This is a genomic window from Nonomuraea sp. NPDC050786 (assembly GCF_040654115.1).
Taxonomy (GTDB): Bacteria; Actinomycetota; Actinomycetes; order Streptosporangiales; family Streptosporangiaceae; genus Nonomuraea.
In genome coordinates this window covers 109,346-132,447 of record NZ_JBFAHJ010000013.1, presented here as the reverse complement: position 1 = coordinate 132,447, position 23,102 = coordinate 109,346, and the positions used below count along the sequence as shown (strand labels likewise).

Sequence of the window (23,102 nt, the reverse complement as noted above, 5' to 3'; positions counted from 1 at the left end):
ACCTGAGGCTACATACCGTCAGGTGCACACAAGTTTTTATGGGTACCACAACTGCAACTAGATCCAACTTAGCACACGTGCAGGCGTGCTACGCATACCCCCGCCGCTGGGACGGCGTCGTGGCGATCGACCGGCAGCGGGGTTTCAGGAAGCCGGAGGAGCGCCGACGGGGATGATCGACTTGGCCGGCATGGCCCAGCCCAGCGCGTGCGCGTCAGCGAAGGCGATCTGAAGGTGGATCAGCCAGGAGTCAAGGGTTCCAGACGGCGGCCACCTCGTCCGCGACCCCCAGCGCCCGGCCGTTCCTGGCGGCCGGTGCGCGTCGGGCGGGGTCCAGCAGGTTGCCCGGCGAGCGCCCGGTGACCTCGCGCCAGCTCTGCGGTTCCGGCGTCACCAGGGCGACCCGCACCCCGTCGCCCAGATCCGCGATCTGCTCTTCCACCCCGGGCATGATCCCCCCGCCCCGGGTGACCGGCGCGATGACCACGATGCGGTCGTAGCCCGCGGCCAGGTGGATATTGGCCGGCGAGCGCATGCCGCCGTCGATGTAGCGGCGTCCGCCGATCGTGGCGGGCGGCCGTACACCGGGGCTCGCGGTGCTGGCGCAGACGGCGTCCACCAGATCGACACCGCTACCGGCGTCGAAATCGGCCGGCTCGCCGCTCTCCGCGTCCACCGCCGCGATCACCAGCCGCGTGTCCGGCCATCCCCGCACCTCGTCGCCCAGCCACCCGGCCACCTGCGCCCGCCGCTCCGACTCCGGCGCGGTCTTCGCGGCCAGCGCGATGCGCCCCATCCGCGCGCCGAACTCCTGGGAGGTCTTCGACCTGGACAGCTGCCACACCATCCGGACCAGGCCCAGCGATGACGTCTTCGGCGCGCTCTCCCCGGCTGAGGGCTCGAGCTGCCTCGCGTACAGGCGTTCGAGATCCAGCCCGGAGGCGAGTTGCGCGCCCACGAGCGCGCCCGCCGACGTGCCCACCACCAGGTCCGCCTCCCGCAGGTCGACACCGCTCGCGGCGAGCCCGGCCAGGACACCGGTCTCCCAGGCGACCCCGACCACCCCGCCACCACCCAGGACCACCGCTCTGGTCGTCATCCGCACTCCTGATCACCGAATTTCCACGACAGGACCGCACCATCACTTGGGCTACCTGATCCAGAAACCGCTTACCGGCGGCCGGCCCCGTGGATAAGGTGGTCTTTCGCAGCATCTGGGAGGCATCCCCCATGGCGGAATTCATCGAGGTCCGGGCCACGGTCGAGGGCCACGAGCAAGCTGCCGCCCTCGCGCACGCCATCCTCGGAGCCGGGCTGGCGGCCTCGATCGACATCGCGGAAGTGCCGTCCACGCGCCCCGGCGAGATCACCTGGGAGCTCACGCTCGTCACGACCGACCGCCATGCGGCCACGCTCGAACAGCACCTCAGGCAGACCGGCGAGTGCTGCTCCATCGTCAGCGCGCCGGTCATCCACGACGTCGACGGCTACCCCGACTGGCTCGGCGACGGCCGGCACTGACGCCTACTCCCAGTCCCAGCGCGGGACCTCGCGCAGGGGGTGGAGCTGGTCGTCGGTCTCCGCGTGGGAGTTCTGGACGGCCACTTCCGTGCCGAACTCCACGTGAGAGCGGAGCGAAGCCCTGAACGGCTCGTCGCCGGGCAGCCCCGCCTGGTCGGCCGCCGCCATGTACAGCTCGACGAACCGCCGCCGCTGCTCCTCGTTGATCTTCAGACCTCGGTGGGCGTCGATGAGCAGCGGGAACCCGCCCATCTCCTTGGAGAAGGTGTCGGGACCGCCGAAGGTCTCCACCGTGAAGGCGGTCAGGTTGTCGATATGACTTGGCCTGCCCTCGCCGAAGAGCGGCTGGAGCAGCGGGTCGGCCAGCAGGCTGCGGTAAAAGATCTCGATGAACGCGCGCAGGCCCTCTTCGCCCCCCGCGTGCTCGAATAGCGTCTTCACGGTTACAGCCTCACAGGTGACGGCAGGCCGTGCCAGCCCCACTTTTCCGCATTTCCCATGTCAAACAAACCCGAAGTACGGCAAACAGGGCTCCAGGCCGTGGATCTTCACCGGGACCGGGTCGGCGAAGTCGGCGCAGTCGAGGCGCAGGCGCTGCTGGACCGCCCGCCTGCCGCGTACCTCGTCTACCGACAGCCCGTCGGCCCGGTAGCCGAGCTTGCGGGAGACACCCAGCGAGGCGGCGTTGTCCAGGAACGCGCTGGAGACGGCCGTCCGGGCGCCGAGCCCCGCGAAGGCCAGATGCAGGACGGCGGCGCGCATCTCGGTGCCGAAGCCCTGGCCCTGGTGGGCGCGGCCCAGCCACGAGCCCGTCTGCACCTCGCGGGTGACCGCGAAGCTCTGCCCGGACAGGTCCTGGGTGCCGATCACCCGCCCTTCGTGAACGACGACGAAGTTGCAGCACCAGCGCTCGCGCTGCCACCGCGACATGATGCCGAGCTGGTAACGGATGACGTTCGCCGGCAGCTCGTCGGCGGGGGCGTCGGTCCACGGAACGCCGAACGGCATCAGGGCCGGATCATGCACGCCTTCCAGCGCGCGGTCGGCCAGCTCGTCGAGATCCTCCAGGGAGGGCAGCCGGAGCTCCAGGCGGGGGGTGGTCAGGCGCAGATCGAATACGGGCCAGTGACGCATACCGGCCCATTGTTCCGAACATCGCGGACGGCATCATCCCTATTTCCGCGCGGGCACATTATTCCGGAACCACACCCTCGACCCTGTCGTTGATCGGGTCGACGACCCCTCTCACATGGTGAGGAATGTTGGTACTGACCAGATTACGGTTGGCCTTCTTCGTCGCGCCCGTATTGATGGTGCCGGGATGCACGGTCACGCCACCCGCTCCCGCCCCTGCCGAAGTATCCACCGTTCCGCAGCCGTCCCAGGAGACGGCGGATGACGACGACGATGACGAGGGATACATCGAGATCTGCGTCGTCAAGAAGACGCGGATTCGGGTCAACTATCGAGGCTGCGATGATGCGCAGTCCGGCCTCACCTGGTATTTCTTCCCGCTGGACGCCCGGATTCCCGCCACCGGATCCCGGGCGAAGCGGGGCTCGTTCAAGCAGCCGCCCGGGGACTCGTACCGGGCTCCGGCAAAGGGCGGCATCGGCTCGAAGGTGATGCTCACCGACGTCGACGCCCGCGTCGAGATATGCGTTGTCAAAAGGACGCGCATCAGGGTCTCCGATATCAGGTGCGATGACGGCGAGAAAAACCATTCCTGGTACTACATCCGCATCGACGGGCACGTTCCGCCGGTCGGCGGGAAAGGCGAGGACGGCTCTTTCCGGAAGCCGTACGGGGAGACTTACCGCGCGCGGAGGAGCGGCGGAGATGCGGCCAAGGCGGCCGTGGATTACGAGGACCCCGATGCCCCCGAGGCGGAGGAAGAGGAGGAGGAGTATTGCACCACCACCATCAACGGTGAGTGCGTCGCGACCAACCGCTGCACAGAGACCGTCAACAGTGTCTGCACCAAGACGGAGGACGACACCCTGGGCGATGTCACTCGCAAGTGCACCAACGTTTACCGGAACAAGCGCTGGACGCGACGGTGCTCACGGTAGGTCCCGAGTCAGCTCGCGCGCATCAACCCGTGGCAGGCGATGGCCGCCGCGGCCACGACATTCAGCGAGTCCACGCCGGCGGCCATCGCCGCCGAGCTCATCGGGATGCAGACCGCCTGATCCGCCTCGTGCAGCCAGTGCGACGACAAGCCGTCGCCCTCCGAGCCGAGCAGCAGCGCCACCCGGTCACCCAGCTTGACCTCGTCCATGGGGATGGCCGTCTGATCCGGGGTCAGGGCGAGCGTCTGGAAACCCGCCTCCCGCAGCCGCGCCAGCCCGCCGAACCAGTCGTCCATGCGCGCGTACGGGATCGAGAACACCGCGCCCATCGAGACCTTCACCGCCCGCCGGTACAACGGATCGGCGCACCGGGGCGACAGGAGGATCCCGTCCACGCCCAGGGCGGCGGCGCTCCGGAAGATGGCGCCGACGTTGGAGTGGTCCACCAGGTCCTCCAGGACGAGCAGCCGCCGCGCGTGCCCCTTCAGCAGGGTCTCGACGGAGGGCAGGGAAAGGCGTTCCATCGAGGCCAGGGCGCCGCGGTGGACCTGGAAGCCCGCGATGCCCGACATGATCTCGTCGCTCACCACGTAGACGAGGGCGTCCCCGAGGACGTCCTCGAGCGAGGGCAGCCAGCGGCGCGTGGTCAGGACCGAGCGGATCGGGTAGCCGGCGCCGATGGCGCGCCTGATCACCTTCTCCCCCTCCGCCAGGAACAGGCCCCGCGAGGCCTCCAGGCTCTTGCGCAGTTCCACGTCCCTGAGCCGGGTGTAGTCGGACAGGCGGGGGTCGTCGGCGTCGGTTACGTACTCAAGCACCTTCCGATAGTGCCATGCGCTGCCTGACCTGCCAGACCGTCGCATAGCAGGTCAGCACCAGGCACAGGCCGATCAAGGTGCCCGCGCCCGTCTTGGTGAGCACGCTGGGGATGCCGAGCTCCGGGGCGGGCTCGTCCACGAGAGGCCAGAGCAGCGCGCCCGCGATCGTCCCGATCGAGCACAGCAGCATGACGAGCCCCCGCACGCGCCGGCTGATCCGCAGGCGGTCGGGCACGGGGCTGTCCGCCATCCGGGACAGGCCGCGCCATCCCCACCACAGCACGACGGCCAGGCCGATCACGGACGAGACGTACTGCAGCAGCCGGAAGAGCCGGATCACGCCGAACACCCGGATCGACAGCCAGTCCCCCCACTCCTCAGGGCCTCTGGAGTGGGTGAAGGAGTCCCAGAAGACGTGGGAGGCCGCACCGATCACCGCTCCGACGGCCATGGGGACGAGTTGGGGCCGAGAAGGGGCCAGGACGGCGGCGCGGCCCGCGAGCGACGGCGGGAGCAGCGAGATCAGGGGTTCCCTGAAGACGCCGTGGAAGAGCGGCAACAGCAGCAGGACGCAGGCGAGGTCGATGGTGACCACGCCGACCCAGGAGTGCCACTTGCCGTAGTCGGGCAGGAACGGCAGGAAGATCGGCAGATCGGGGACCATCGCCCCGAGCGCCAGCGCCCACGGATCGGCGAACCTGCGTACGCGCGGCGACGACATCAGCGGTACCACCGCGGCCATGTGACTGGGCGTGAACGGCAAACCGGGCCCCCCTCCGTTGCGATCAGCGCTCATTATGCGGGCAAAGTTCTCCATCCCTCGCTGCCCGGACGCTACGTTACGGTACGTAGTGGGTACATTACACATCGCTGTCGACGGCCGGATAGCCGGGGAGTGCGGAGGGTCATGGTGCCTGACCAGCGGATTCATGCGCATCCGGCCGCGTCAGCCGACTGGCTGCGCGCCGCTCGCGCCGCCCGTTCCCTCTCGGTGGCCACGCTGGTCTGGCTGGGCGTGGAGAGCACGCTCGGCCTGGCAGCCGGCTTCGCGGCGCATTCCCTGGCGCTGATCGGATGGGGCCTGTCGTCGTTGGTGGAGGCGGCGGCCAGCCTGATCGTGGTGTGGCGGTTCACCGGCGCCCGCACGCTCTCGCCGAGCGCCGAGCGCACCGCCCGGCGGGCGGTCGCGGTGAGCTGCTGGCTCCTCGCGCCCTACCTGGTCCTCCACGTGGCCTACGACCTCGACGCCGGACAGCGGTCGGCGCCGAGCGCGCTGGGGGTCGCGGTGACGGCGATCAGCCTGATCAGCATGCCCGTCTTGGGGGTGGCCAAGCGGCGGCTCGGGGCGCGGCTGGCGTCGGCGGCCACCTCGGGAGAGGGCGCGCAGAACCTCATCTGCGCCGCCATGGCGGCGGGGGTGCTGGCGAGCCTGTGGCTCACCACGCTGGGCTGGTGGTGGGTCGATCCGGCCGTGGCGGTGGGGCTGGCCGCGGTCGCCGTACGAGAGGGCGGACGGGCCTGGCGCGGCCACGACTGCTGCCATTAGCCGCTCGATCCGGCCAGTCACGATTTCCTCTCGCGGAACATCACGCAAAGAGGAAACTGCACTTACAGGCGGTAGTCACCGCACCAAAAGGGCTGTTTTCCCACACTCAGCACACCGAGTATCGTTCCGGAAGTATTGCGGAGTATCTCCCGCTAGGGTCTCCGACAACGTTCAAACCATAGCTAAGAGGACATCGTGGGGCGACACCGCACAGACGAGCTCGACGGCGGATACAGATCGCACGAACCCCCGGCCCGCAGACGCTCCAGCAGCGGTCGCGGCAGGGTGATCGTGCCGCTGGCCGGCGCCGTCGCGCTGGCCGTGCTCCTCGGTGTCGCCGCGTTCGTCATCTTCAACCGCGATCACGACTGCTCGGGCGGCAAGCTGGCGCTGCGCGTCGTCGCGACCCCCGACATCCAGCCCGCGCTCAACAAGATCGCAGGTAGCTACAACAAGGCCATGCACTCGATCGACAGCAAGTGCGTCGAGGTGACGGTGGCCAAGGAGGCCGCGGCCCGGACCGCGAACGCGGTGGCCGCGGGCAAGGCCAACGCCGACTTCTGGGTGGCGGACTCCAGCCTCCTGATGGAGAGCCTGCGCAACTCCCCGGCCGGCCAGGCGCTGCCGCAGGTGGACGGCTCGATCGCGGTCTCGCCCGTGGTGCTGGCGGCGGCCAAGTCGTCCGCGTCGAAGCTGACCGGCACCCTCCAGCCGAGCTGGACCGCCATGATCTCGGCGGCGAACGTGGCCAACGTGGACGGGCCGGGCAAGAAGGTCCGCGTGCTCGCCCTCGACCCTCAGAAGAACTCCGCCGGGCTGGCCGCGCTGCTGGCCGCCGCCGGCGCGGCGAAGGAGGCCAAGCAGGACAAGGCGCTGGTCGGCGCGCTGAAGGAGCTGTCGGGGCAGCTCGCGTCCGACTCGACGGCGCTGCTGGCGAGCCTCACGGTGAAGTCGGGCAGCAGGGTGCCCATCGGCGTCGCCTCCGAGCAGGCCATCTACGCCCACAACGCCAAGAAGCCGGAGAATCCGGTGGTCGCGCTCTATCCGAAGGAAGGCACGCTGAGCCTCGACTACCCGGTCACGATCCTCACCAAGGATCCGTCGGTGCTCAAGGCCGCGGCGGACTTCAAGCAGGACCTCGCCACGGAGTCGGCCAAGAAGGTCCTGCGCGAGGCGGGCTTCCGCAGCACCGACGGCAAGGGGGGCGACGCGCTGTCGAAGGACAAGGGGTTCACGCCTGAGACGCCGCCGGCCCTGGAGCCGCCGGACGGCGCGACCGTCGCCAGGATGGTGCAGACCTGGTCCAGGCTGAACCTCGGCAGCCGCCTGCTCACGCTGCTCGACGTCTCCGGCACGATGGCGCTGCCCGTTCCCGGTACGGGGATGACCCGCATGCAGGCCATCAACAAGATCGCCACCGAGGGCCTCGGCCTGTTCCCCGCCGACTCCGAGCTGGGCCTGTGGACGTTCTCCACGCATATGGACGGAAAGGGCAAGGACTGGAAGGAGCTCGTCTCCTTGGGCCCGCTCAGCGAGTCGATCAACGGGACGCTCCGCAAGGACATGCTGGTCAAGACGTTCGCCTCGATCCAGGCCAAGGCCACGGGCGACACCGGGCTGAACGACACGGTCAAGGCCGCGTACACGCAGATGACCAAGACGTACCAGGAAGACAAGATCAACACGATGGTCATCCTCACGGACGGCGCCGGCAACGACGACCCGGACGGCGGCGTGAAGAACGGCGAGATCCTGCAGTTCCTGAAGAAGACCTACAACCCGAAGCGGCCCGTCAGCATCCTGCTGATCGCGTTCGGCCCGGAGGCCGAGAAGGGCAAGCAGCAGATGGACGCCCTGGCCAAGGCCACGGGAGGCGAGGCGTACATCGCCAAGAACATCCTCCAGGTGCGCGACTTCTTCCTCCAGGGCATGGAACGCCGCCTCTGCACCCCCAACTGCGACGGGTAATACCTGTTGGGCATGGGGGGTTAACCGGTCATGACACGGCCGCGTCCTCTCCGCGTGGGGCTTGAGTGCCCGTTCTACCCGCGGGGAGGGGATCCGTGCCCGGATGGCCGTCCGTCGGTCGCGCCGAGGAGCATGAGCTGGTCGAGGCTCTGCGCCGCGCGCACACCGACGCTCCCGCCAAGCTGTACGACCTGTACGCCGAGCGGCTGCACGACTACGCCAGTTCCTTCGCCGCCGACGTGGCCGCGGACGCCGTGCACGACGCCCTGGTCACCGCGCAGGGGTGCGTGCACCGGCTGAAGGAGCCGGCCAGGCTGCGGGCCTGGCTGTACGCGCTGACCAGGTTCCAGGTACGCGCCAGGCTGGCGCATCGGACGCCCGCGGAGGGCATGCCGCTGCCGGTGCTGGAGGAGCACGACGACCCCGAGCTGGCCGATCTGGTCCACGAGACGCTGGGCGAGCTGAGCAGGAGCGAGCGCGAGGTCCTGGAGCTGTCGCTGCGCCACGGCCTGACGCCGGCCGAGGTCGGCGCGGTGCTCGGGCTGACCTCGCGGCAGGCGGTGGGCCGGCTCGGCAGGGCCCGTGACCACCTGGAGAACGCGGCCGCCGCCGTGGTGCTGGCCAGGACAGGGCGGGCGCACTGCCCTGACCTGTCGGCCATGCTGGACGGTTGCGAGTCCCCGCTCACCCCGCTGCTGCGGCGGCGGCTGTCGGGGCACATCGGCGGGTGCGAGGTGTGCACCGAGGGCCGGCACCGTCGGGTCTCGGCGGGGCGGCTCCTGGACCTGGTGCCGGTCGCGTACCCGCCCATCTCGCTGCGCCGCCGGGTGATCGACACGTGCGTCAACCCCGAGCGGGACCAGACCCGCACCCTGATCACCGATCGCGGGGACAGCTTCGACAAGACCGGCTTCCCCGTGGCCGCCGAGCCCCGCTCACGGCGGCGCAGGCAGCGCCGCCTGGCGCCGGTCCTGCTGGCGGGCGCGTGCGTGCTGGCCGCCACGGGGGCCATGGTCGCGATCAACGGCGGCGACTCCTCCGACGACACCCCCTTGCGAGCCGCGCCCTCGCCCACCTTCTCGGTCGAGGAGAGCCCTGGGGAGGACACCGCGGAGGACGCTCCGACGCCCGAGCCCACGGACGAGCAGGACGAGCAGGACGAGCTCACGCCGACCCCGACGCCCAGCCGCACCCCCTCCGGCCGCGTCACCCCGACGGCTCGGCCGAGCGCCAGGCAGGCGACCGCCCCGACACCCGCCCGCCGCAGGCCGGCACCCGGCGCCCGGCTCGGCACGTCGTGCCCGCAGGCGATCGACGGCGCGGCCAAGGTCGGGCTCAGGGCCCGCAACGCCGCGGTCTCGTGGGTGGCGACCGCCTCGCAAGGGCTGGACGTGTTCCCGGCGAGCGGGTCGATCAAGGCCGGCGGCTCCGTGGCGATCTGGGTGACGGTCCTCGACCCGGACAGCTCGGGCAGGGGCCGCGTCACCTTCACCTCGAACGGCGGCACCGCGAGCTGCTCGCTGGCCTGGAACGGCCGTACGGGGCAGACCTCGGAGCCGACCGGCGAGCCGACGGCCTCAGCCGAGCCCAGCGCGTCGTCCTCCGAGACCGCGTCCGCGGACGACGCCGAGAATCTCGACGGCTAAAAGATCACCATTGTGTGGATCGGCATTTATAGCCGACATAAATGGATGATTCGGCCCTTCACTCGAAGAGGACTGTCCGCATAGGGCATTGTGGTGTGCCTGGGAGACGGCCCGAGGCCGAAACCCCTTGACTGTGTGCTGAAACCCCACGAGAAAATCTTTGTATGGCGGTAAACCAGGGTGCGTCGCCAAGCGTCGGCATTGACGGCCCATGGCCCAGATTGGTCCCATGAAATAGCGATCAGTAGTGCTTTGATAACAGAGCAGGAGAGAGGCATGCTCAAGCAGCAGCGCACGGTACTGAAGTGGCTGGTGGCTCTCGCCTGCATAGCCGGCGCAGTTGTGGCGCTTTTCGACATAAACACCCCGTTGCGCCCATTTCTAATCTCTCTGTTCCTTCTGGTCGTTCCCGGTGCGGCGGTTGTAGGACTGTTGCGCGATCGTGACCCCCTTGCCGCGTTATCAGTAGGGGCCGCGGCAAGTCTCGTACTCAACGTGCTTCTCGCTCAGGCGATGTTGCTGTTCGGCGCGTGGTCGCCCCGGGCAGGCGTCGCGACGGTCGCCGTGCTCGGAGGGTTCATGTACGTGCTTCGCGTGTTGTACCGGGGGAAGAGCATGCAGACGCGGCAGGGGGCCAGGTGAACATCCAGGTAATACGGCCGGGAGAGCTCGGTGACTCCGAGCGGAGCCGATGGCGGGAGCTGCAGAAAGCCGATTCGAGACTGGACAATCCATTCCTTTCGGTCGAGTTCGCGGTGGCGATGGACCGCGTACGCGATTACGTGCGGGTGGCGGTCATCTCCGGCGCCGACGGCATCGTGGGGTTCTTCCCGCACGAGCGGCACAACTTCGGCATCGGCAAGCCGCTCGGCGGCTTCCTCACCACCTGCCACGGGTTGATTTCGACCCCCGAGCTGCAGCTCGACGCCAGGGCGCTGTTGCGGGCCTGCAAGCTCAGCGTGTTCGACTTCGACCACCTGGTGGCGGGACAGCCCACCTTCGCCCCCTACGAGCAAGATGTCCGGCCCGCCCCGGTCATGGATTTCACCTCCGGGTTCGACGCCTGGATCGAGCAGGTCAGGTCCAATTCCCCGAAAAACCTCAAGACCGTCCGCTACAAGGAGCGCAAGCTCGGCAGGGAGCAGGGCGAGCTGCGCTTCGAGTGGGCCTCCGCCGACCCCGAGGTGCTGCGCACGCTGCTGACATGGAAGTCCGACCAGTATCGAAGAACTGGCCGGGTGGATAGATTCGCCCAGCCGTGGATCGTCGAATTGACGGACATGATGCATGCCGAAAAGTCATCGGACTTCGCAGGCGTCCTGACCATGCTTTATGCCGGGGATGTACCGGTTGCCGGGCATTTCGGCCTCCGGACGGCCACCACGCTTGTAGGGTGGTTCCCCGCCTACGACATCGAGTTCAGCCGTTATTCGCCGGGCATCGTCCATCATCTCCAGATGGCCGAGGCCGCCGCGAACGACGGACTGCACATGGTGGATATGGGCAAAGGCGGCAAAGAGTACAAAGACTGGCTCAAGAGCGGAGTCTTGTACGTCGCCGAAGGTCGCATCTCAAGACCCTCCGCGGCAGCGGCGGTCCATTGGATGGGCCGAACTCCTTTCAACAAGGCCCGAACAATCGTCATGGAGCGACCGTCTCTTTATAAGGCGGCCGACCGTGTGCTCAAGGGCTTCGGTCGAATGCGCACCTCGATGCAGCAGCAAGAGTCACCCAACCCCGTAGTGAAAGCACCAACGGGAGCACGCTGAACGCTTCCGTGTCCCCGGCAGACACCCTCACAGCACAGGACCCTTTCGATGCATCGTTCACCGGCTTCGCCATTCCCTCGGCACCCGGGTGTGGCCGCGTCCGGATCGCGGCGGGGAGGGGTCCCGGAAGGATCGCCCTCGCCATGAGTCCCGAGATAGCCAAGCACAACGGCAAACCGCAAGCAGCACCCTTGCGGTCGATGCCGCCGCCCACCAGCTTCACACCCGTCACGCCGCACCTGGCGATCTCCCCGACGGTGAGCGTGGTCGTGCCGGCGATGAACGAGGCAGAGAACCTGCCGCACGTCTTCGCCACGATCCCGAAGTGGGTGGACGAGATCGTGCTCGTCGACGGCAACTCCGTCGACGACACAGTAGCCGTGGCCAGGCGGCTGCGGCCCAACCTGAAAGTGGTCACGCAGACCGGCAGGGGCAAGGGTGACGCCCTGGCAGCCGGCTTCGCGGCGTGCACCAGCGACATCATCGTGATGATCGACGCCGACGGCTCGACCGACGGCCGCGAGATCATCTCCTTCGTCGGGGCCCTGGTGACGGGCGCCGACTTCGTCAAGGGCTCGCGCTACGCGGCCGGCGGCGGCAGCGACGACCTGACGCTCAACCGGCGGCTCGGCAACAAGTTCTTAACCACGGTGGTCAACGTGTTGTACGGCACCAGATACACCGATCTGTGCTACGGCTACAACGCCTTCTGGGCCCGCCACCTCGACGTGCTCGACCTCGACTGCGACGGCTTCGAGGTGGAGACGCTGATGAACGTGCGTGCCGCCAAGGCCGGGCTGAAGGTGCACGAGGTGCCGAGTCACGAACGCACCCGCATTCACGGCGAGAGCAACCTTCGCGCCGTACGAGATGGCCTCCGCGTGCTCAAGACCATCCTGAAGGAGTGGCGTCGCCAGCCCGCTCCACTTCAGCCTGAGCCGACCGCCACTCCCGCCGCTGACCGAGGCGTCGCATAAAAGGAAACACTTGTGAACACGTCTGTTGTCATCTGCGTCTACACCGAGGAACGGTGGGAGGACATCAGGCAGGCAGTCGAGTCGGTCGAGAGCCAGACACGCCCGGCATACGAGCTGATCCTGGTGGTCGATCACAACCCCGACCTGCATCTCAAACTCAAGCGGGCGTACCCGCAGGCCACTGTGGTGGCGAACACGCACGAGAAGGGGCTGTCGGGAGGCAAGAACACCGGCGTGGCCACGGCCAACGGTGAGATTGTCGCGTTCCTCGACGACGACGCGGTCGCCGACGCCGGGTGGCTGGAGGCTTTGGAGGAGGGCTTCCAGGTAACCGGCGTGGTGGGCGTAGGAGGCCGGACGGAGCCGCTGTGGGCGTCGGGGAGGCGCCCGCGGTGGTTCCCGTACGAGTTCGACTGGACGGTCGGCTGCAGCTACCGCGGCATGCCCGAGGTACGCGCGCCGATCCGTAACGTGATGGGCGGCAACGCCGCCTTCCTGCGTGACGTCGTCTCCGAGGTGGGCGGGTTCCACAGCGGGATCGGGCGCAGCGTGCAGGGCCGCAAGTCGCGCCCCCTGGGGTGCGAGGAGACGGAGTTCTGCATCCGGCTGAGCCAGCGCAGGCCGGGCGCGGTCATGCTCTTCGAGCCGCGCGCGGTGATCGGGCACAAGGTGTCCCGGCAGCGCGAGCGGTTCGCCTACTTCAGATCCAGATGCTACGCGGAGGGGCTGTCGAAGGCCCTGGTGACGCGGGAGGTCGGCACGCAGGACGGCCTGGCCAGCGAGCGCGCCCACGCGCTGAGGGCGCTGCCGCTCGGCGCCCTGCGCGGCGTCGGCGAGGCGCTGCGGGGCGACCTGGGCGGGCTCGGCAGGGCGGCCGCGATCGTGGTCGGGCTGGCCTGGACGACCTGGGGTTACGTGGTGGGTTCCGCACGGCTGAAGGCGGCACGCCCATGACCCGGATCCCGATCCTGATGTACCACTCGGTCAGCGACACCCCCAACGACGAGACCAGCCCGCACGCGGTGCGGCCGTCCGACCTGGCCGAGCAGCTCGCGTACCTGGCGGAGAGCGGGTTCACCCCGCTCACGCTGGGCGACCTGGTGGCCTCCCTCCACCACAACAACGGCCGGTCGATGCCCGCCAAGCCGATCGTGATGACGTTCGACGACGGTTACGCCGACTTCCACAGCCACGCGCTGCCCCTGCTCGAGCGCCACGGCTTCCCCGCGACGGTCTTCCTGACCAGCGGCTGGGTGTCCGACGCGGGCGGCGACGCGGCGGGCCGCCCCCTCGACCGGATGCTGAGCTGGGGCCAGGCCCGCGAGGCCGCGCAGACCGGCATCGAGATCGGCGGCCACAGCCACAGCCACCCCCAGCTCGACCAGCTCCGCACCGAAGAGCTCCGGCAGGAGCTGCGCAGGAACAAGGGCCTGCTGGAGGAGAAGATCGGCGCGCCGGTCGCCACCATGGCCTACCCCTACGGCTACTCCAGCGCCCGCGTCCGCCAGGAAGTCCGCAAGGCCGGATATTTCGCCGCCTGCGCCGTGAACAACACGATCGCCGCCGACCGCCACGACATGCTCGCTATCCCCCGATTGACGGTCGGAAAGGGCACGACCATCGCCATGTTCAGACGCGCCGTCGAGGGCAGCGCCGTTCCCCTCATCTACCTGCGCGAGCGCATCCTCACCAAGGGGTACGCGGTCGTGCGCCGGACGAGGTACGGGCTGCAGCGGGTGCGCGGAAATGTCTAGCATCTGGGGCAGGATCCTCGGCGACCTGCGTAATCCGCTCTTCCGCCAGGGCTACGCGCTCATGGCGAACACCGTCGTCACCGGTGTGCTCGGCATGGGCTACTGGCTGCTGGCGGCACACCACTACTCGCCCGAGGAGTTCGGCCGCGGGCAGGCGGTGATCACGGCGATGCGGCTGTTCGCGTCGCTGATCGCGCTGGGGTTCGTGGGCGCGCTGGCCCGCTTCCTGCCGGTGGCCGGCCGCCGCACCCCCGAGCTGATCCTGCGCGGGTACGGCCTGGCCGCCGCCACGGGCGGGGTCGCCGCGCTCGGGTTCCTGCTGACCCTGCCGATGTGGGGGAAGACGTACTCGGTGCTCGGCGGCTTCTGGCCCGGGCTCTTCTTCCTGGCGTCCGTGCTGGTGTGGGCCGTCTTCACGCTGCAGGACGTGGTGCTGACCGGGCTGCGCAGGGCGCCGTTCGTGCCCGTGAACAACCTGCTCTTCGGCATCGTCAAGATGGGGCTGCTGGTCGCGCTGGCCGGGGCGCTGCCGTCGGGCGGCATCTTCGTCTCCTGGGTCATCCCGACCGCGCTCGCGCTGATCCCGGTGAACTGGCTGATCTTCGGCGTCGTGGTGCCCAGGCACGTCAGGGAGTCCCGCGCCGAGCGGGAGCCGCCCCGGCTGCGCGAGGTCGGCAGGTTCCTCGCCGGGGACTTCCCCGGGACGCTGTCGATCCTGGGAATCGTCTACCTGGTGCCCGTGGTGGTGGCCACGCGGGTGGGCGAGGCCACGTTCGGGCGCTTCTCGATGGCGCACACCCTCGCGAGCATGATCGAGCTGCTGGCCATGAACATGGCGGTCTCGCTCACCGTCGAGGGCTCCTTCGACCACGCCCGGCTGGCCGAGAACTGCCGTCACGCACTGCGGCGGGCCTTCCTGATCGTCACCCCGATCATCGCGGTGGCGATTGCCGCGGCGCCGCTGATCCTGACCGTCTTCGGCTCCGAGTTCGCGGCCGAGGGCACGACGCTGCTGCGCCTGATGTCGCTGGCCGTGCTGCCGCGGGTGCTGATCGAGGTCTATCTGAGCGCGCTGCGGGCGCAGTCGCGGGCGCGGATGCTGGCGGCCGTGCAGATCGGGCTGGCCGTTCTCGTGCTGGTGTCCACCGTGGCGCTGTTCCCGTACGCCGGCGTCAACGCGGTCGGGTACGGGCTGCTCTTCAGTGAGGTGCTCATGGGACTTGTGATCCTTGGGAATCTCCGCAGAATTCTCAGGTTCGACGAAAGAGGGACACAGGCTGTTACCCACGGGTCGGCCGGGGCCGCATGATGGTCAACGTGACGCAACGCGAGGGCGACGGCGTCGAGCCGGACGCGGACACGACGGCGGTCGTACGACTGCCTGCCACCTTGCACATCGGGCACCCACCGGCGGCGGCCGATGCGCCGCCGAGCGAGGCCGCCCCCGCCGAGGCGCCGCCGAGCGAGGCCGCCCCCGCCGGAGCGCCACCGGAAGCCGAGCCTCAGCAGGTCGCCCCGCCGCCCGAGCCGCGCGCGCGGGGCGGGCGGCTCGGGGCGCTGGTCGCCGGCGCCCCCAGGTGGCTGCCCGCGGTGCTGGTCCTCGAGGGCCTGGTCATGTACGTCCTCGCCCTCAAGGTCCCCCCGGGCCCGCTGCGGGGCGTGGATCCGAACGACATCGACGGCCTGGGCCTGATCTCGGCACTCCCGCCGACGGCGTTCTTCGCCATCCTGATCATGATCGTGTCGTTCTTCGTCACGGTCGCCCAGAGCAGCGACCGCAAGTTCCTCCTGCTGTTCCAGATCGCCGCCATCACGTTCGCCCTGCACGGCGCCGGGGCCCTGGTGGCGACGGAGCCGCGCTTCCCCACGGCGTACATCCATGCCGGTTTCGTGGAGTTCATCAGCAGGACCGGCGAGTCTGCCATCAGCATCGACGCCCGCATGGGCTGGCCCGGCTTCTTCGCGCTGTTCGCCTTCGTGACGCAGGCGGCCGGCATCACCGACCTGACGACGATCCTGCAGTGGACGCCGCTCGTCTCCAACCTGCTCTATCTGCTCCCTTTCGTGCTGATCCTGCGCCAGGTCGTGGCCACCACGCGGGCCCGGTGGTTCGCGGCGCTGCTGTTCGTGCTGGTGCAGTGGATCGGGCAGGACTACTTCTCGCCGCAGGGCTTCACGTTCGCGCTGTATCTGGCGTTCGTGGCGATCCTGCTCAGATGGTTCGGCCGGGTCGAGCCGCGTAGGAAGCCGGTCCCGCCGAAGGGGCTGCGCAAGCTGCTCGGCAGGCTGGACGCGATGACCCCGGGCGAGCTGGCCAACACCGGCACGTTCCGGGCCGACAAGCTGCTCATGCTGCTCATGCTGCTGGCGCTGTTCGTCGCGGCGGTGGCCTCGCACCAGATCACGCCGTTCATGATGCTCGGGGTCGTGACGGCGTTCCTGATCTTCAAGCGGACCTCGCTGACCTGGGCGATGCCGTTCTTCCTCGGGCTGGCGGTGCTGGCCTGGATCAGCTACATGACGGTGGGCTTCTGGTCCGGCCAGATCGACGCCATCTTCGGCGGCCTCGGCCGGATCCTGCAGAACATCCGCAGCAACACCGGCGACCGGATCGAGGGCAGCGATCCCGCGCACGCGCTGGTGCTGAAGGCGCGGCTCGGCATCCTGGCGCTGATCCTCGGCCTGGCGGCCACGGGGCTGGTCAGGCGGTGGCGGCGCGGGGTGTTCGACCGGTCGGCGCTGATCCTGCTCTGCGTGCCGGTGCTGGCGCTGGGGCTGCAGAGCTACGGCGGCGAGATCGGGCTGCGGATCTACATGTTCGCGCTGCCCGGGGCGTGCCTGCTGGCCGCGTACGCGTTCTTCCCCAACCTGCCGGCCGACAGCGTGGACGTGCGCGAGGAGACCCAGCCGCTGCGCCCCAGGAAGGTACGCGTCGACCCGCAGTTCACCAGGAAGCTCTCGGTGGTGCTCGCGGCCTGCTTCGCGGTGGTCTTCGCGTTCGCGTTCCTGCTGGCCAGGTACGGCAACGAGAAGTTCGAGCGGGTCACCACGGGTGAGGTGGCCGCCCTGCACTACATCTACGAGCACGACAAGCCGAGCGCCAAGGTGCTCTACCTGGTCCCCAAGAAGGGGCCCGAGGTCACGCCGACCCTGCCGTGGGGCGAAAGGGACGTCGAACTGGTCAATTTCGGCGTTCAGGCCCTCGTGCACAAGGACCCCACGCAGGTCGCGGACGCGGTCCAGGCGCTCAAGGAGGAGCCGCGGAACTCGTACCTGATCGTGAGCCGCGGGCAGGTGAGCTACCTGCAGCTCAACGACGGCTACCCGGAGGACTGGGGGACGAGGTTCCGCGCGGCGCTGGACGCCTCGCCCGATCTGAAGCGGGTGTTCTCCAACGAGGACGCCGCGCTCTACACCTGGAAGAAGTTCGTCAGGGGCACCGAGATCCCCGATCCCCGGCCGTACAAGGGGCGCGGCGACCCCACCTCGCCCTGGACGCCGGTGGGCATCGGCGCGCTGGGCGTGACCTGGGTGGCGCTCTTCGCCTACGAGATCATCTGCTTGAACGGCCGGAAACGCGGGCGCAGGACCCGCAAGCGCCTGCTCTTCCTGGCGGTCCCCGCTTTCGCGGTGGCTCTGGCGGTGATCGTCGAGAGATTCATTTACATCGCACAAAATAACTGAATTCACAGGAAACTTTCAGCTTGTGCGGGATGATGTAACCCGATCTCAGGACACAGGAGACACTTCCCGCCATGCCCGACGCACGACTCGCGGCCGCGAGAATCGCTTCTGTGGACGCCCTGCGGGGTTTCTCGCTCCTGGGCATCCTCGTCGTCAACATCGCCTTCCTCGCCTCCGGTTACCGCATGGCCGGAATGGCGGAGCCCGCGTTCCAGTCCTCACTGGACTGGAGCGTGCGGTGGGTCGTGACCATGCTCGTGGAGAACAAGTTCTACTTACTGTTCTCCTTCCTGTTCGGCTACAGCTTCACGCTCCAGGTCGACTCGGCGGCGCGGCAGGGGCGACCGTTCGTGCCGATGTTCCTGCGCCGGCTGGCCGGGCTGCTCCTGCTCGGGCTGGCGCACGCCGTGCTGCTCTTCCCCGGCGACATCCTGACGACGTACGCCGCCGTGGGCCTGGCCCTGCTGGTCTTCCGCAAGATCCAGCCCAGGACGGCGGTGGTGCTGGCGGTGCTGCTGACCGCGATGCTGGCGCTCGGCTTCGTGCTGCTGGGCCTGCTGGCCATGCTGGGCCTGGAAACGGCGGGCACGGTGGCCGACACGGCGGCGCAGGCCGCCAAGTCGGACACCGCTCTGGTGGCCTCCGTCTGGCAGATCGTCGGTGAGCACCTCAGGAAGCTGTCGCTGATCATCCTGTTCCGCGTCTTCTTCCAGGGGCCCGCCGTGCTGGCCGCGTGCCTGATCGGCCTGGCGGTCGGCAAGCTGGGCGTCCTGCGCGACGTCTCCGCCCACACCAGGACATTACGCACGGTGCAATGGGTGGGGTTCACGATCGGGCTCGGGGGCGCGTACGTCTACACGATGTCGGCCTGGCACGGCACGATGCACAAGTTCTGGGGCGAGGCCGTGGATCTGGTGACGGCCCCGCTGCTGGCGGCGGCGTACGCGGCGACCTTCCTGCGGCTGCTGCCGTCCATGCCGCGCGCCGCCCGGGTGCTGGCGGCGCCCGGCCGCATGGCGCTGTCCAACTATCTGGCGCAGTCGCTGATCTGCTCGCTGATCTTCACCGGGTACGGGCTGGGGCTCGTGGACCGGGTCAGCCCGCCGATCGAGGTGCTGATGGCCCTCGGCATCTTCGCCGTCCAGGTCGCCTACAGCCGGTGGTGGCTCAGGAGCCACCGGTACGGGCCGGTGGAGTGGCTGCTGCGCTACCTCACGTACTGGCGCAGGCCCACCCCCGCCCGCGTGTCGCCAGCCCCTCGCTCCTCCGCCGCCCTGCCGGAGTGACCGCGTCAAAGGACCTGGAGCGGTACGTGGCACCAGACCACGCGCTCTTGCCGCTCGGTGAGGTACGTCCCCCAGACGCCGCCGCAGATCGCGACGATGGTGGCGATGCCCATGCCGCCCGACTGCCTCATGCGCGGAAGCCAGTCGTCCCAGTCGGTCGGGAGCGGCCTGCACGTCGGCTCGGAACCGGGATTGCCGGGGTCTGTCACGACCAGGCGGACGCGGTCCGGCTCCTCGTCCAGACTCAGCCGCACCCAGTCGCGGCCAGGGCCCGTGAGCGCGTGTCTGACGGCGTTGGTCACCAGCTCCGAGACGACGAGCTCGGTGTCGTACAGCGCCGGATGCGTCGTTCCCAGCCAGCATCTGACGGCCAGTCTGGCCCGGTGAGGCGCGTACGGATCCTGGTGCAGTGTGGCGCGCCGGAGTCGTGTCGGCGCCGTCCCTCCTGACCGCATGGAATCACCTCGAAGAGCGTTGAAACGGTCTGCGCAGCGGGAATTGCTTGCGCCTAAAACTCCGGAGCCTCTGCACAGCATGGCGTCGTGCCGTTACTTTGTGTTGCGAGAACAGGACTCCACTTTCCTCCAAGTGCCGCCGATGGTGTGTGTGCTTTGTAGGGGCGCCAGAGCTGGAAGGCAAAAGGGCATGACATGACGACGAACGGGCAGGAGTCCCGCCTGCGGGCGCGAGCGGAGTATGGCGCACGAATGCGGAAATTCCGGACAAGTCACGGCCTGTCGCAGGAACGCCTTGCCGCAGCCCCTGGAGTCACCTACAGCGAGAGCCAGATCGGCGCCGTCGAGCGGGGCAAGCGCACGCCGAGCGAGGCTTTCACGGAGGAAATCGAGCGCGTTCTCGGGCTCAACGGCGAACTGAAGGAACTCCTGCCCGATATCCACACGGAGCTGGGGCCCGCATGGTTCAGACCATGGCCGGGCATCGAGGCCGCGGCCCACGCCATCCGGACGTCCGAGCCGCTGGTGATTCCCGGGCTTCTCCAGACGGAGAGATATGCCGAACAGGTTCTGCTCGGCGAGCCCGGCACCACGCGGGAGCAGGTGCACAAAGCCGTCAACGTCCGGCTCAAGCGTCAGGCCGTGTTCGACCAGCCGAATCCACCCATGTATTCGACACTCATCGACGAGAGCGTGCTATTTCGACCCATCGGCGGAGCAGAGGTGATGCGACAACAACTCGCGCACCTGGTCACCGTCATGAAGCATCCATGCATCACCGTACGCATCGTCCCCCTGTCTGCGGGGATGACCACCGGCCTGCTGGGTGCGTTCGAAATCGCTCAGGTGGACGGCTCTCCCGACGCCGCCTATCTGGAGAGCGCGCTAACGGGTGAGGTGATCACGCGTATCGACAAGGTCCGGGCCCTTGGCGTGCGGTGGGATGCGCTGAGCAGCATGGCGCATCCGGTGAACGTCAGCGAGAAAGTCATTCGCGAGATGATGGAGAGGTATGGAGACTGACAACGAACTGCTCACGGCCGCCTGGCGCAAGGCCAGGGCATCGGGGAGCAACGGCGGCAGCTGCGTCGAGGTCGCACCCCTCAGCGGTGGACGCGTCGCCGTGAGAGACAGCAAGGACCGCGGCGGCCCCGCCCTCGTGTTCACCGCGGCGGAATGGGCGGCCTTCCAAGACGGCATGGGCAAGGGCGAGTTCACCTTCTAGCCGGACTTCCGGCCGGATGAGACAGGCAAGAGGGGCTCGATCCGCGTTTCCGAGCCCCTCTTTCTTGTGCCGGGACCTCAGGCGCCGCCGCGGCCTGCCCACTTGATCTCGTACGGTCTCAGCGTCACCGGCCGGCCGTCCACCTTCGCGGAAACGGGCCTGTCCGAGGTGTTCACCATGACCATCTGGCGCTCCTGGCCCAGAGCCTTGATCCGGGGGTTCGAGGTGGCCACCTGCTCCACGCGCACCCCCACCGGGAACCACTTCGTGAAGCCGCTGAGCAGGCCGGCCATCGGCATCTCGCCGCCGACCTTCGGGGCCCACAGGCAGCCCGCGCACTCACCCTCGCCCTGCTGCTGCGGGTTCCAGTAAAGAGCGGTCGTCACGCCGCTCCTGGCGAACTCCATCAGCGCCGCCGCCTGCACCGCCGTCCGCTTCCGCTCCGACCAGCCCGAGTTCTCCGGCTCGACGTACCATTCGGCCCACCAGACAGGCAGGTCATGGCTCTTCTGCCGCAGCCAGGTCGTGATCGCGCCGAACTTGCCCTGGGCCGCGAAGTCATCGGGGACATTGCCCCGGTCGTTCGTCATGGAGGCGCCGTCGACGACGACGAAATCGGCGCCCCTCTTGTGCTGCAGCCAGTACTCGATCGCGTCCAGCGCCCTCTGGTCGACCGTGCCCCACGGCCCGCTCAGCTCGGAGCGGCCGCCTCTGGCATTGCTCTCGATCGGCATGTAGGGGCCGCCGACCTGGATCTTCCCGTCCACCTTCTTCAAGGCCGTGTAGACCTTGTTGTACAGCTCGGTGTAGGACTCGGCGTCCCAGCGGTTCCTGGACGGGTCCCAGAAGCCCTTGAACTCGTTCCACACCAGATAGTGCTTGACCGTCGGATACTGCCGAGCGACCCTGGCGGCCAGCCTGGCGTAGTCGTCGAAGTGTTCGGGCTTCGGCGCGACCGTGTGGTTCTTGCTCCAGTCCGTACGCCCGGCCTGCCCGCCCTTCATCCAGTCGGGCGCGCAGCAGAGCGTGATCACCGGCACGGCCCGCGACGACGCCATGAACCTCAGCCGCCGGTTCAGATCGCGGAAGTTGAACTGCCCCGGACTCGGCTCGGGGTTGCCGACGCCCCAGCCCATGATGTGCTGGTTCTGCAGCATCGGGACCCGGCCGAGCATGCCTCTGGCCTGCTCGGCGACCCGCCGCGGCTCGTTGTCGGCGCTGTACTGGGTGTGGGTGACGCCCCAGCGCGGCCAGTTGGCGAGTGCCGGCGGCGGCTCCAGCCACGGCGCGGGCTCGTTGGGCACCGTCGTGGCCACCTCGTCGCCCTTGAACACGGTGCGGTCCTTGGTGCGCGCCGAGGCGTAGACCATGATGCCCGCCACGAGCACCACCGCGAGAATGCCCGCTCCCAGAGCGAGCGGCCACGGAGATCGTCGCCGCGCGTGCCGGCCGTCAGTCGGAATCACTGAGCGCTCCTCATCGTGGCGCAAATGTACAAGGGGCTCACGAGCCGGCGAAGGTTTTTCAGGGCTCGCGAACTTAAGGAAACGCACAAGGGCCGGGATAGCCCCCGGCCCTTATTACGGTAATAATCCCGCTTGCAAGCGACTTGCCGTTTATCAGAGCGCGGGTGGGCGCTGGCTGCCCGCGGGGCCCGGCACCCCCGCATAGCGGTACGGCACCGGCTGCCTGCCGTGCTGCACGACCAGGAGCGTGCCGGGGGTGTCGGCGTAGAAGGCGGATTCGACGGCGGCGGCCACGTCCTCCGCCGTGAGCAGCGGGAACCCGGCGTCGATGAACATCTCCCGCAACTCGGCCACCAGCGGCGTGTCGGTGAATCCCGGGCATACGGCGTTGATCCGGATGTTCTGCACGGCCAGCGGCTCGGCGAGCGCCCTGACCAGGCCGACGACGGCGTGCTTGGTCATGGTGTAGATCGGGTCGCCGGAGAATCCCACGAGGCCGGCCAGCGACGAGGTGACCACGATGGCGCCCCCTCCGGACCGGATGAGCAGCGGAACGGCGGCCCGCACCCCGAACACGACGCCGTCCACGTTCACCCCGACCACCTGGCGGTAACGCGCCACGTCGAAGTCCGCGAGGTCCACCTGGCTGGTGACGCCCGCGTTGAGGTGAACCAGGTCGAGCCGGCCGAAGCGCCGCTCAGCCAGCGCCACCGCCTCCAGGGAGGCCTCCTCCTTGCTGACGTCGGCGGCCAGCCACGCGCCGCCCAACTCCTTGGCCAGCCGCTCGACGCCTTCGCCGTCAAGGTCGACGAGGACGCATCTGGCACCGCCCGCCGCCAGCCGCCGCGCCACTGCGGCGCCGATGCCGCTGGCCGCTCCGGTGATGAGTGCAACAGTGCTCATGGCGCTCCTTGA

General features: G+C 68.7%; 23 protein-coding genes. 15 read left to right on the top strand and 8 right to left on the bottom strand.

Annotated features, from left to right (window positions below; genetic code table 11):
- Positions 1–250 precede the first annotated feature (250 nt).
- A complete protein-coding gene (locus AB0H84_RS24230) occupies positions 251–1,099 on the bottom strand; it encodes a patatin-like phospholipase family protein (RefSeq protein WP_357608170.1) in 849 nt (282 codons plus the stop codon).
- Between the two features lie 131 nt (positions 1,100–1,230).
- On the opposite strand from AB0H84_RS24230, the gene AB0H84_RS24225 reads away from it, so the two are divergent.
- Entirely contained in the window at positions 1,231–1,521 is a 291-nt protein-coding gene (locus tag AB0H84_RS24225) for a hypothetical protein (RefSeq protein ID WP_357608167.1), read from the top strand.
- Between the two features lie 3 nt (positions 1,522–1,524).
- Here the strand turns inward: AB0H84_RS24225 and AB0H84_RS24220 are convergent, their stop codons facing one another.
- Positions 1,525–1,962 carry a group II truncated hemoglobin gene (locus tag AB0H84_RS24220; RefSeq protein ID WP_357608164.1) on the bottom strand — a complete coding sequence of 146 codons (438 nt, stop codon included), beginning with the start codon at positions 1,960–1,962 and terminating at the stop codon, positions 1,525–1,527.
- A 60-nt stretch (positions 1,963–2,022) separates the two neighbouring features.
- Positions 2,023–2,655, bottom strand: a complete 633-nt coding sequence (locus AB0H84_RS24215; protein WP_357608161.1) for a GNAT family N-acetyltransferase — start codon at positions 2,653–2,655, stop codon at positions 2,023–2,025.
- Between the two features lie 125 nt (positions 2,656–2,780).
- On the opposite strand from AB0H84_RS24215, the gene AB0H84_RS24210 reads away from it, so the two are divergent.
- Positions 2,781–3,593 (top strand): hypothetical protein, encoded by an 813-nt coding sequence (locus tag AB0H84_RS24210; protein ID WP_357608158.1) that lies wholly within the window; start codon positions 2,781–2,783, stop codon positions 3,591–3,593.
- An 8-nt stretch (positions 3,594–3,601) separates the two neighbouring features.
- Here AB0H84_RS24210 and AB0H84_RS24205 read toward each other — a convergent pair whose 3' ends face one another.
- Together AB0H84_RS24205 and AB0H84_RS24200 are read right to left on the bottom strand one after the other, a co-directional pair.
- Complete coding sequence (locus AB0H84_RS24205) at positions 3,602–4,411, bottom strand: RNA methyltransferase (protein WP_357608155.1); 810 nt, start codon at positions 4,409–4,411, stop codon at positions 3,602–3,604.
- A complete protein-coding gene (locus tag AB0H84_RS24200) occupies positions 4,404–5,207 on the bottom strand; it encodes a DUF4184 family protein (protein WP_357608152.1) in 804 nt (267 codons plus the stop codon). Before AB0H84_RS24200 ends, AB0H84_RS24205 begins: the two co-directional genes overlap by 8 nt.
- A 111-nt stretch (positions 5,208–5,318) precedes the next feature.
- On the opposite strand from AB0H84_RS24200, the gene AB0H84_RS24195 reads away from it, so the two are divergent.
- The 11 genes from AB0H84_RS24195 to AB0H84_RS24145 all read left to right on the top strand — a co-directional run bounded on the left by AB0H84_RS24195 (position 5,319) and on the right by AB0H84_RS24145 (position 19,041).
- Entirely contained in the window at positions 5,319–5,957 is a 639-nt protein-coding gene (locus tag AB0H84_RS24195; protein WP_357608151.1) for a hypothetical protein, read from the top strand.
- Between the two features lie 195 nt (positions 5,958–6,152).
- Positions 6,153–7,925 carry a substrate-binding domain-containing protein gene (locus AB0H84_RS24190; protein WP_357608148.1) on the top strand — a complete coding sequence of 591 codons (1,773 nt, stop codon included), beginning with the start codon at positions 6,153–6,155 and terminating at the stop codon, positions 7,923–7,925.
- A gap of 95 nt (positions 7,926–8,020) precedes the next feature.
- A complete protein-coding gene (locus tag AB0H84_RS24185; RefSeq protein ID WP_357608145.1) occupies positions 8,021–9,571 on the top strand; it encodes a sigma-70 family RNA polymerase sigma factor in 1,551 nt (516 codons plus the stop codon).
- 276 nt (positions 9,572–9,847) lie between these two features.
- On the top strand, positions 9,848–10,213 hold the full coding sequence (locus tag AB0H84_RS24180) for a hypothetical protein (protein ID WP_357608142.1): 366 nt from the start codon (positions 9,848–9,850) through the stop codon (positions 10,211–10,213).
- Positions 10,210–11,340 carry a GNAT family N-acetyltransferase gene (locus AB0H84_RS24175; RefSeq protein ID WP_357608139.1) on the top strand — a complete coding sequence of 377 codons (1,131 nt, stop codon included), beginning with the start codon at positions 10,210–10,212 and terminating at the stop codon, positions 11,338–11,340. Before AB0H84_RS24180 ends, AB0H84_RS24175 begins: the two co-directional genes overlap by 4 nt.
- A gap of 143 nt (positions 11,341–11,483) precedes the next feature.
- Positions 11,484–12,317, top strand: coding sequence for a glycosyltransferase family 2 protein (locus AB0H84_RS24170; protein WP_357608136.1), 834 nt, complete (start codon positions 11,484–11,486; stop codon positions 12,315–12,317).
- Between the two features lie 12 nt (positions 12,318–12,329).
- Positions 12,330–13,271: a glycosyltransferase family 2 protein gene (locus tag AB0H84_RS24165; RefSeq protein ID WP_357608133.1), complete on the top strand. Its 942-nt coding sequence runs from the start codon at positions 12,330–12,332 to the stop codon at positions 13,269–13,271.
- Positions 13,268–14,071: a polysaccharide deacetylase family protein gene (locus AB0H84_RS24160; RefSeq protein ID WP_357608132.1), complete on the top strand. Its 804-nt coding sequence runs from the start codon at positions 13,268–13,270 to the stop codon at positions 14,069–14,071. The genes AB0H84_RS24165 and AB0H84_RS24160 overlap by 4 nt, the downstream gene beginning before the upstream one ends.
- Positions 14,064–15,380 (top strand): hypothetical protein, encoded by a 1,317-nt coding sequence (locus AB0H84_RS24155; protein WP_357608129.1) that lies wholly within the window; start codon positions 14,064–14,066, stop codon positions 15,378–15,380. The genes AB0H84_RS24160 and AB0H84_RS24155 overlap by 8 nt, the downstream gene beginning before the upstream one ends.
- Positions 15,381–15,388: 8 nt before the next feature.
- Positions 15,389–17,755 carry a hypothetical protein gene (locus tag AB0H84_RS24150; RefSeq protein WP_357608126.1) on the top strand — a complete coding sequence of 789 codons (2,367 nt, stop codon included), beginning with the start codon at positions 15,389–15,391 and terminating at the stop codon, positions 17,753–17,755.
- 71 nt (positions 17,756–17,826) lie between these two features.
- The gene (locus AB0H84_RS24145; RefSeq protein WP_357608123.1) at positions 17,827–19,041 is read left to right on the top strand and encodes a DUF418 domain-containing protein; all 1,215 of its coding nucleotides are present in this window, start codon (positions 17,827–17,829) and stop codon (positions 19,039–19,041) included.
- Positions 19,042–19,046: 5 nt separating this feature from the next.
- Here AB0H84_RS24145 and AB0H84_RS24140 read toward each other — a convergent pair whose 3' ends face one another.
- Positions 19,047–19,496: an ATP-binding protein gene (locus AB0H84_RS24140; protein ID WP_357608120.1), complete on the bottom strand. Its 450-nt coding sequence runs from the start codon at positions 19,494–19,496 to the stop codon at positions 19,047–19,049.
- Between the two features lie 195 nt (positions 19,497–19,691).
- On the opposite strand from AB0H84_RS24140, the gene AB0H84_RS24135 reads away from it, so the two are divergent.
- Both AB0H84_RS24135 and AB0H84_RS24130 read left to right on the top strand, forming a co-directional pair.
- The gene (locus AB0H84_RS24135; protein ID WP_357608117.1) at positions 19,692–20,519 is read left to right on the top strand and encodes a helix-turn-helix transcriptional regulator; all 828 of its coding nucleotides are present in this window, start codon (positions 19,692–19,694) and stop codon (positions 20,517–20,519) included.
- Positions 20,509–20,721, top strand: coding sequence for a DUF397 domain-containing protein (locus AB0H84_RS24130; protein WP_344990835.1), 213 nt, complete (start codon positions 20,509–20,511; stop codon positions 20,719–20,721). The genes AB0H84_RS24135 and AB0H84_RS24130 overlap by 11 nt, the downstream gene beginning before the upstream one ends.
- Positions 20,722–20,798: 77 nt before the next feature.
- Here the strand turns inward: AB0H84_RS24130 and AB0H84_RS24125 are convergent, their stop codons facing one another.
- Positions 20,799–22,187, bottom strand: coding sequence for a xylan 1,4-beta-xylosidase (locus AB0H84_RS24125; RefSeq protein WP_357608114.1), 1,389 nt, complete (start codon positions 22,185–22,187; stop codon positions 20,799–20,801).
- 153 nt (positions 22,188–22,340) lie between these two features.
- On the bottom strand, positions 22,341–23,090 hold the full coding sequence (locus tag AB0H84_RS24120) for an SDR family oxidoreductase (protein WP_357608111.1): 750 nt from the start codon (positions 23,088–23,090) through the stop codon (positions 22,341–22,343).
- Positions 23,091–23,102: the final 12 nt, after the last annotated feature.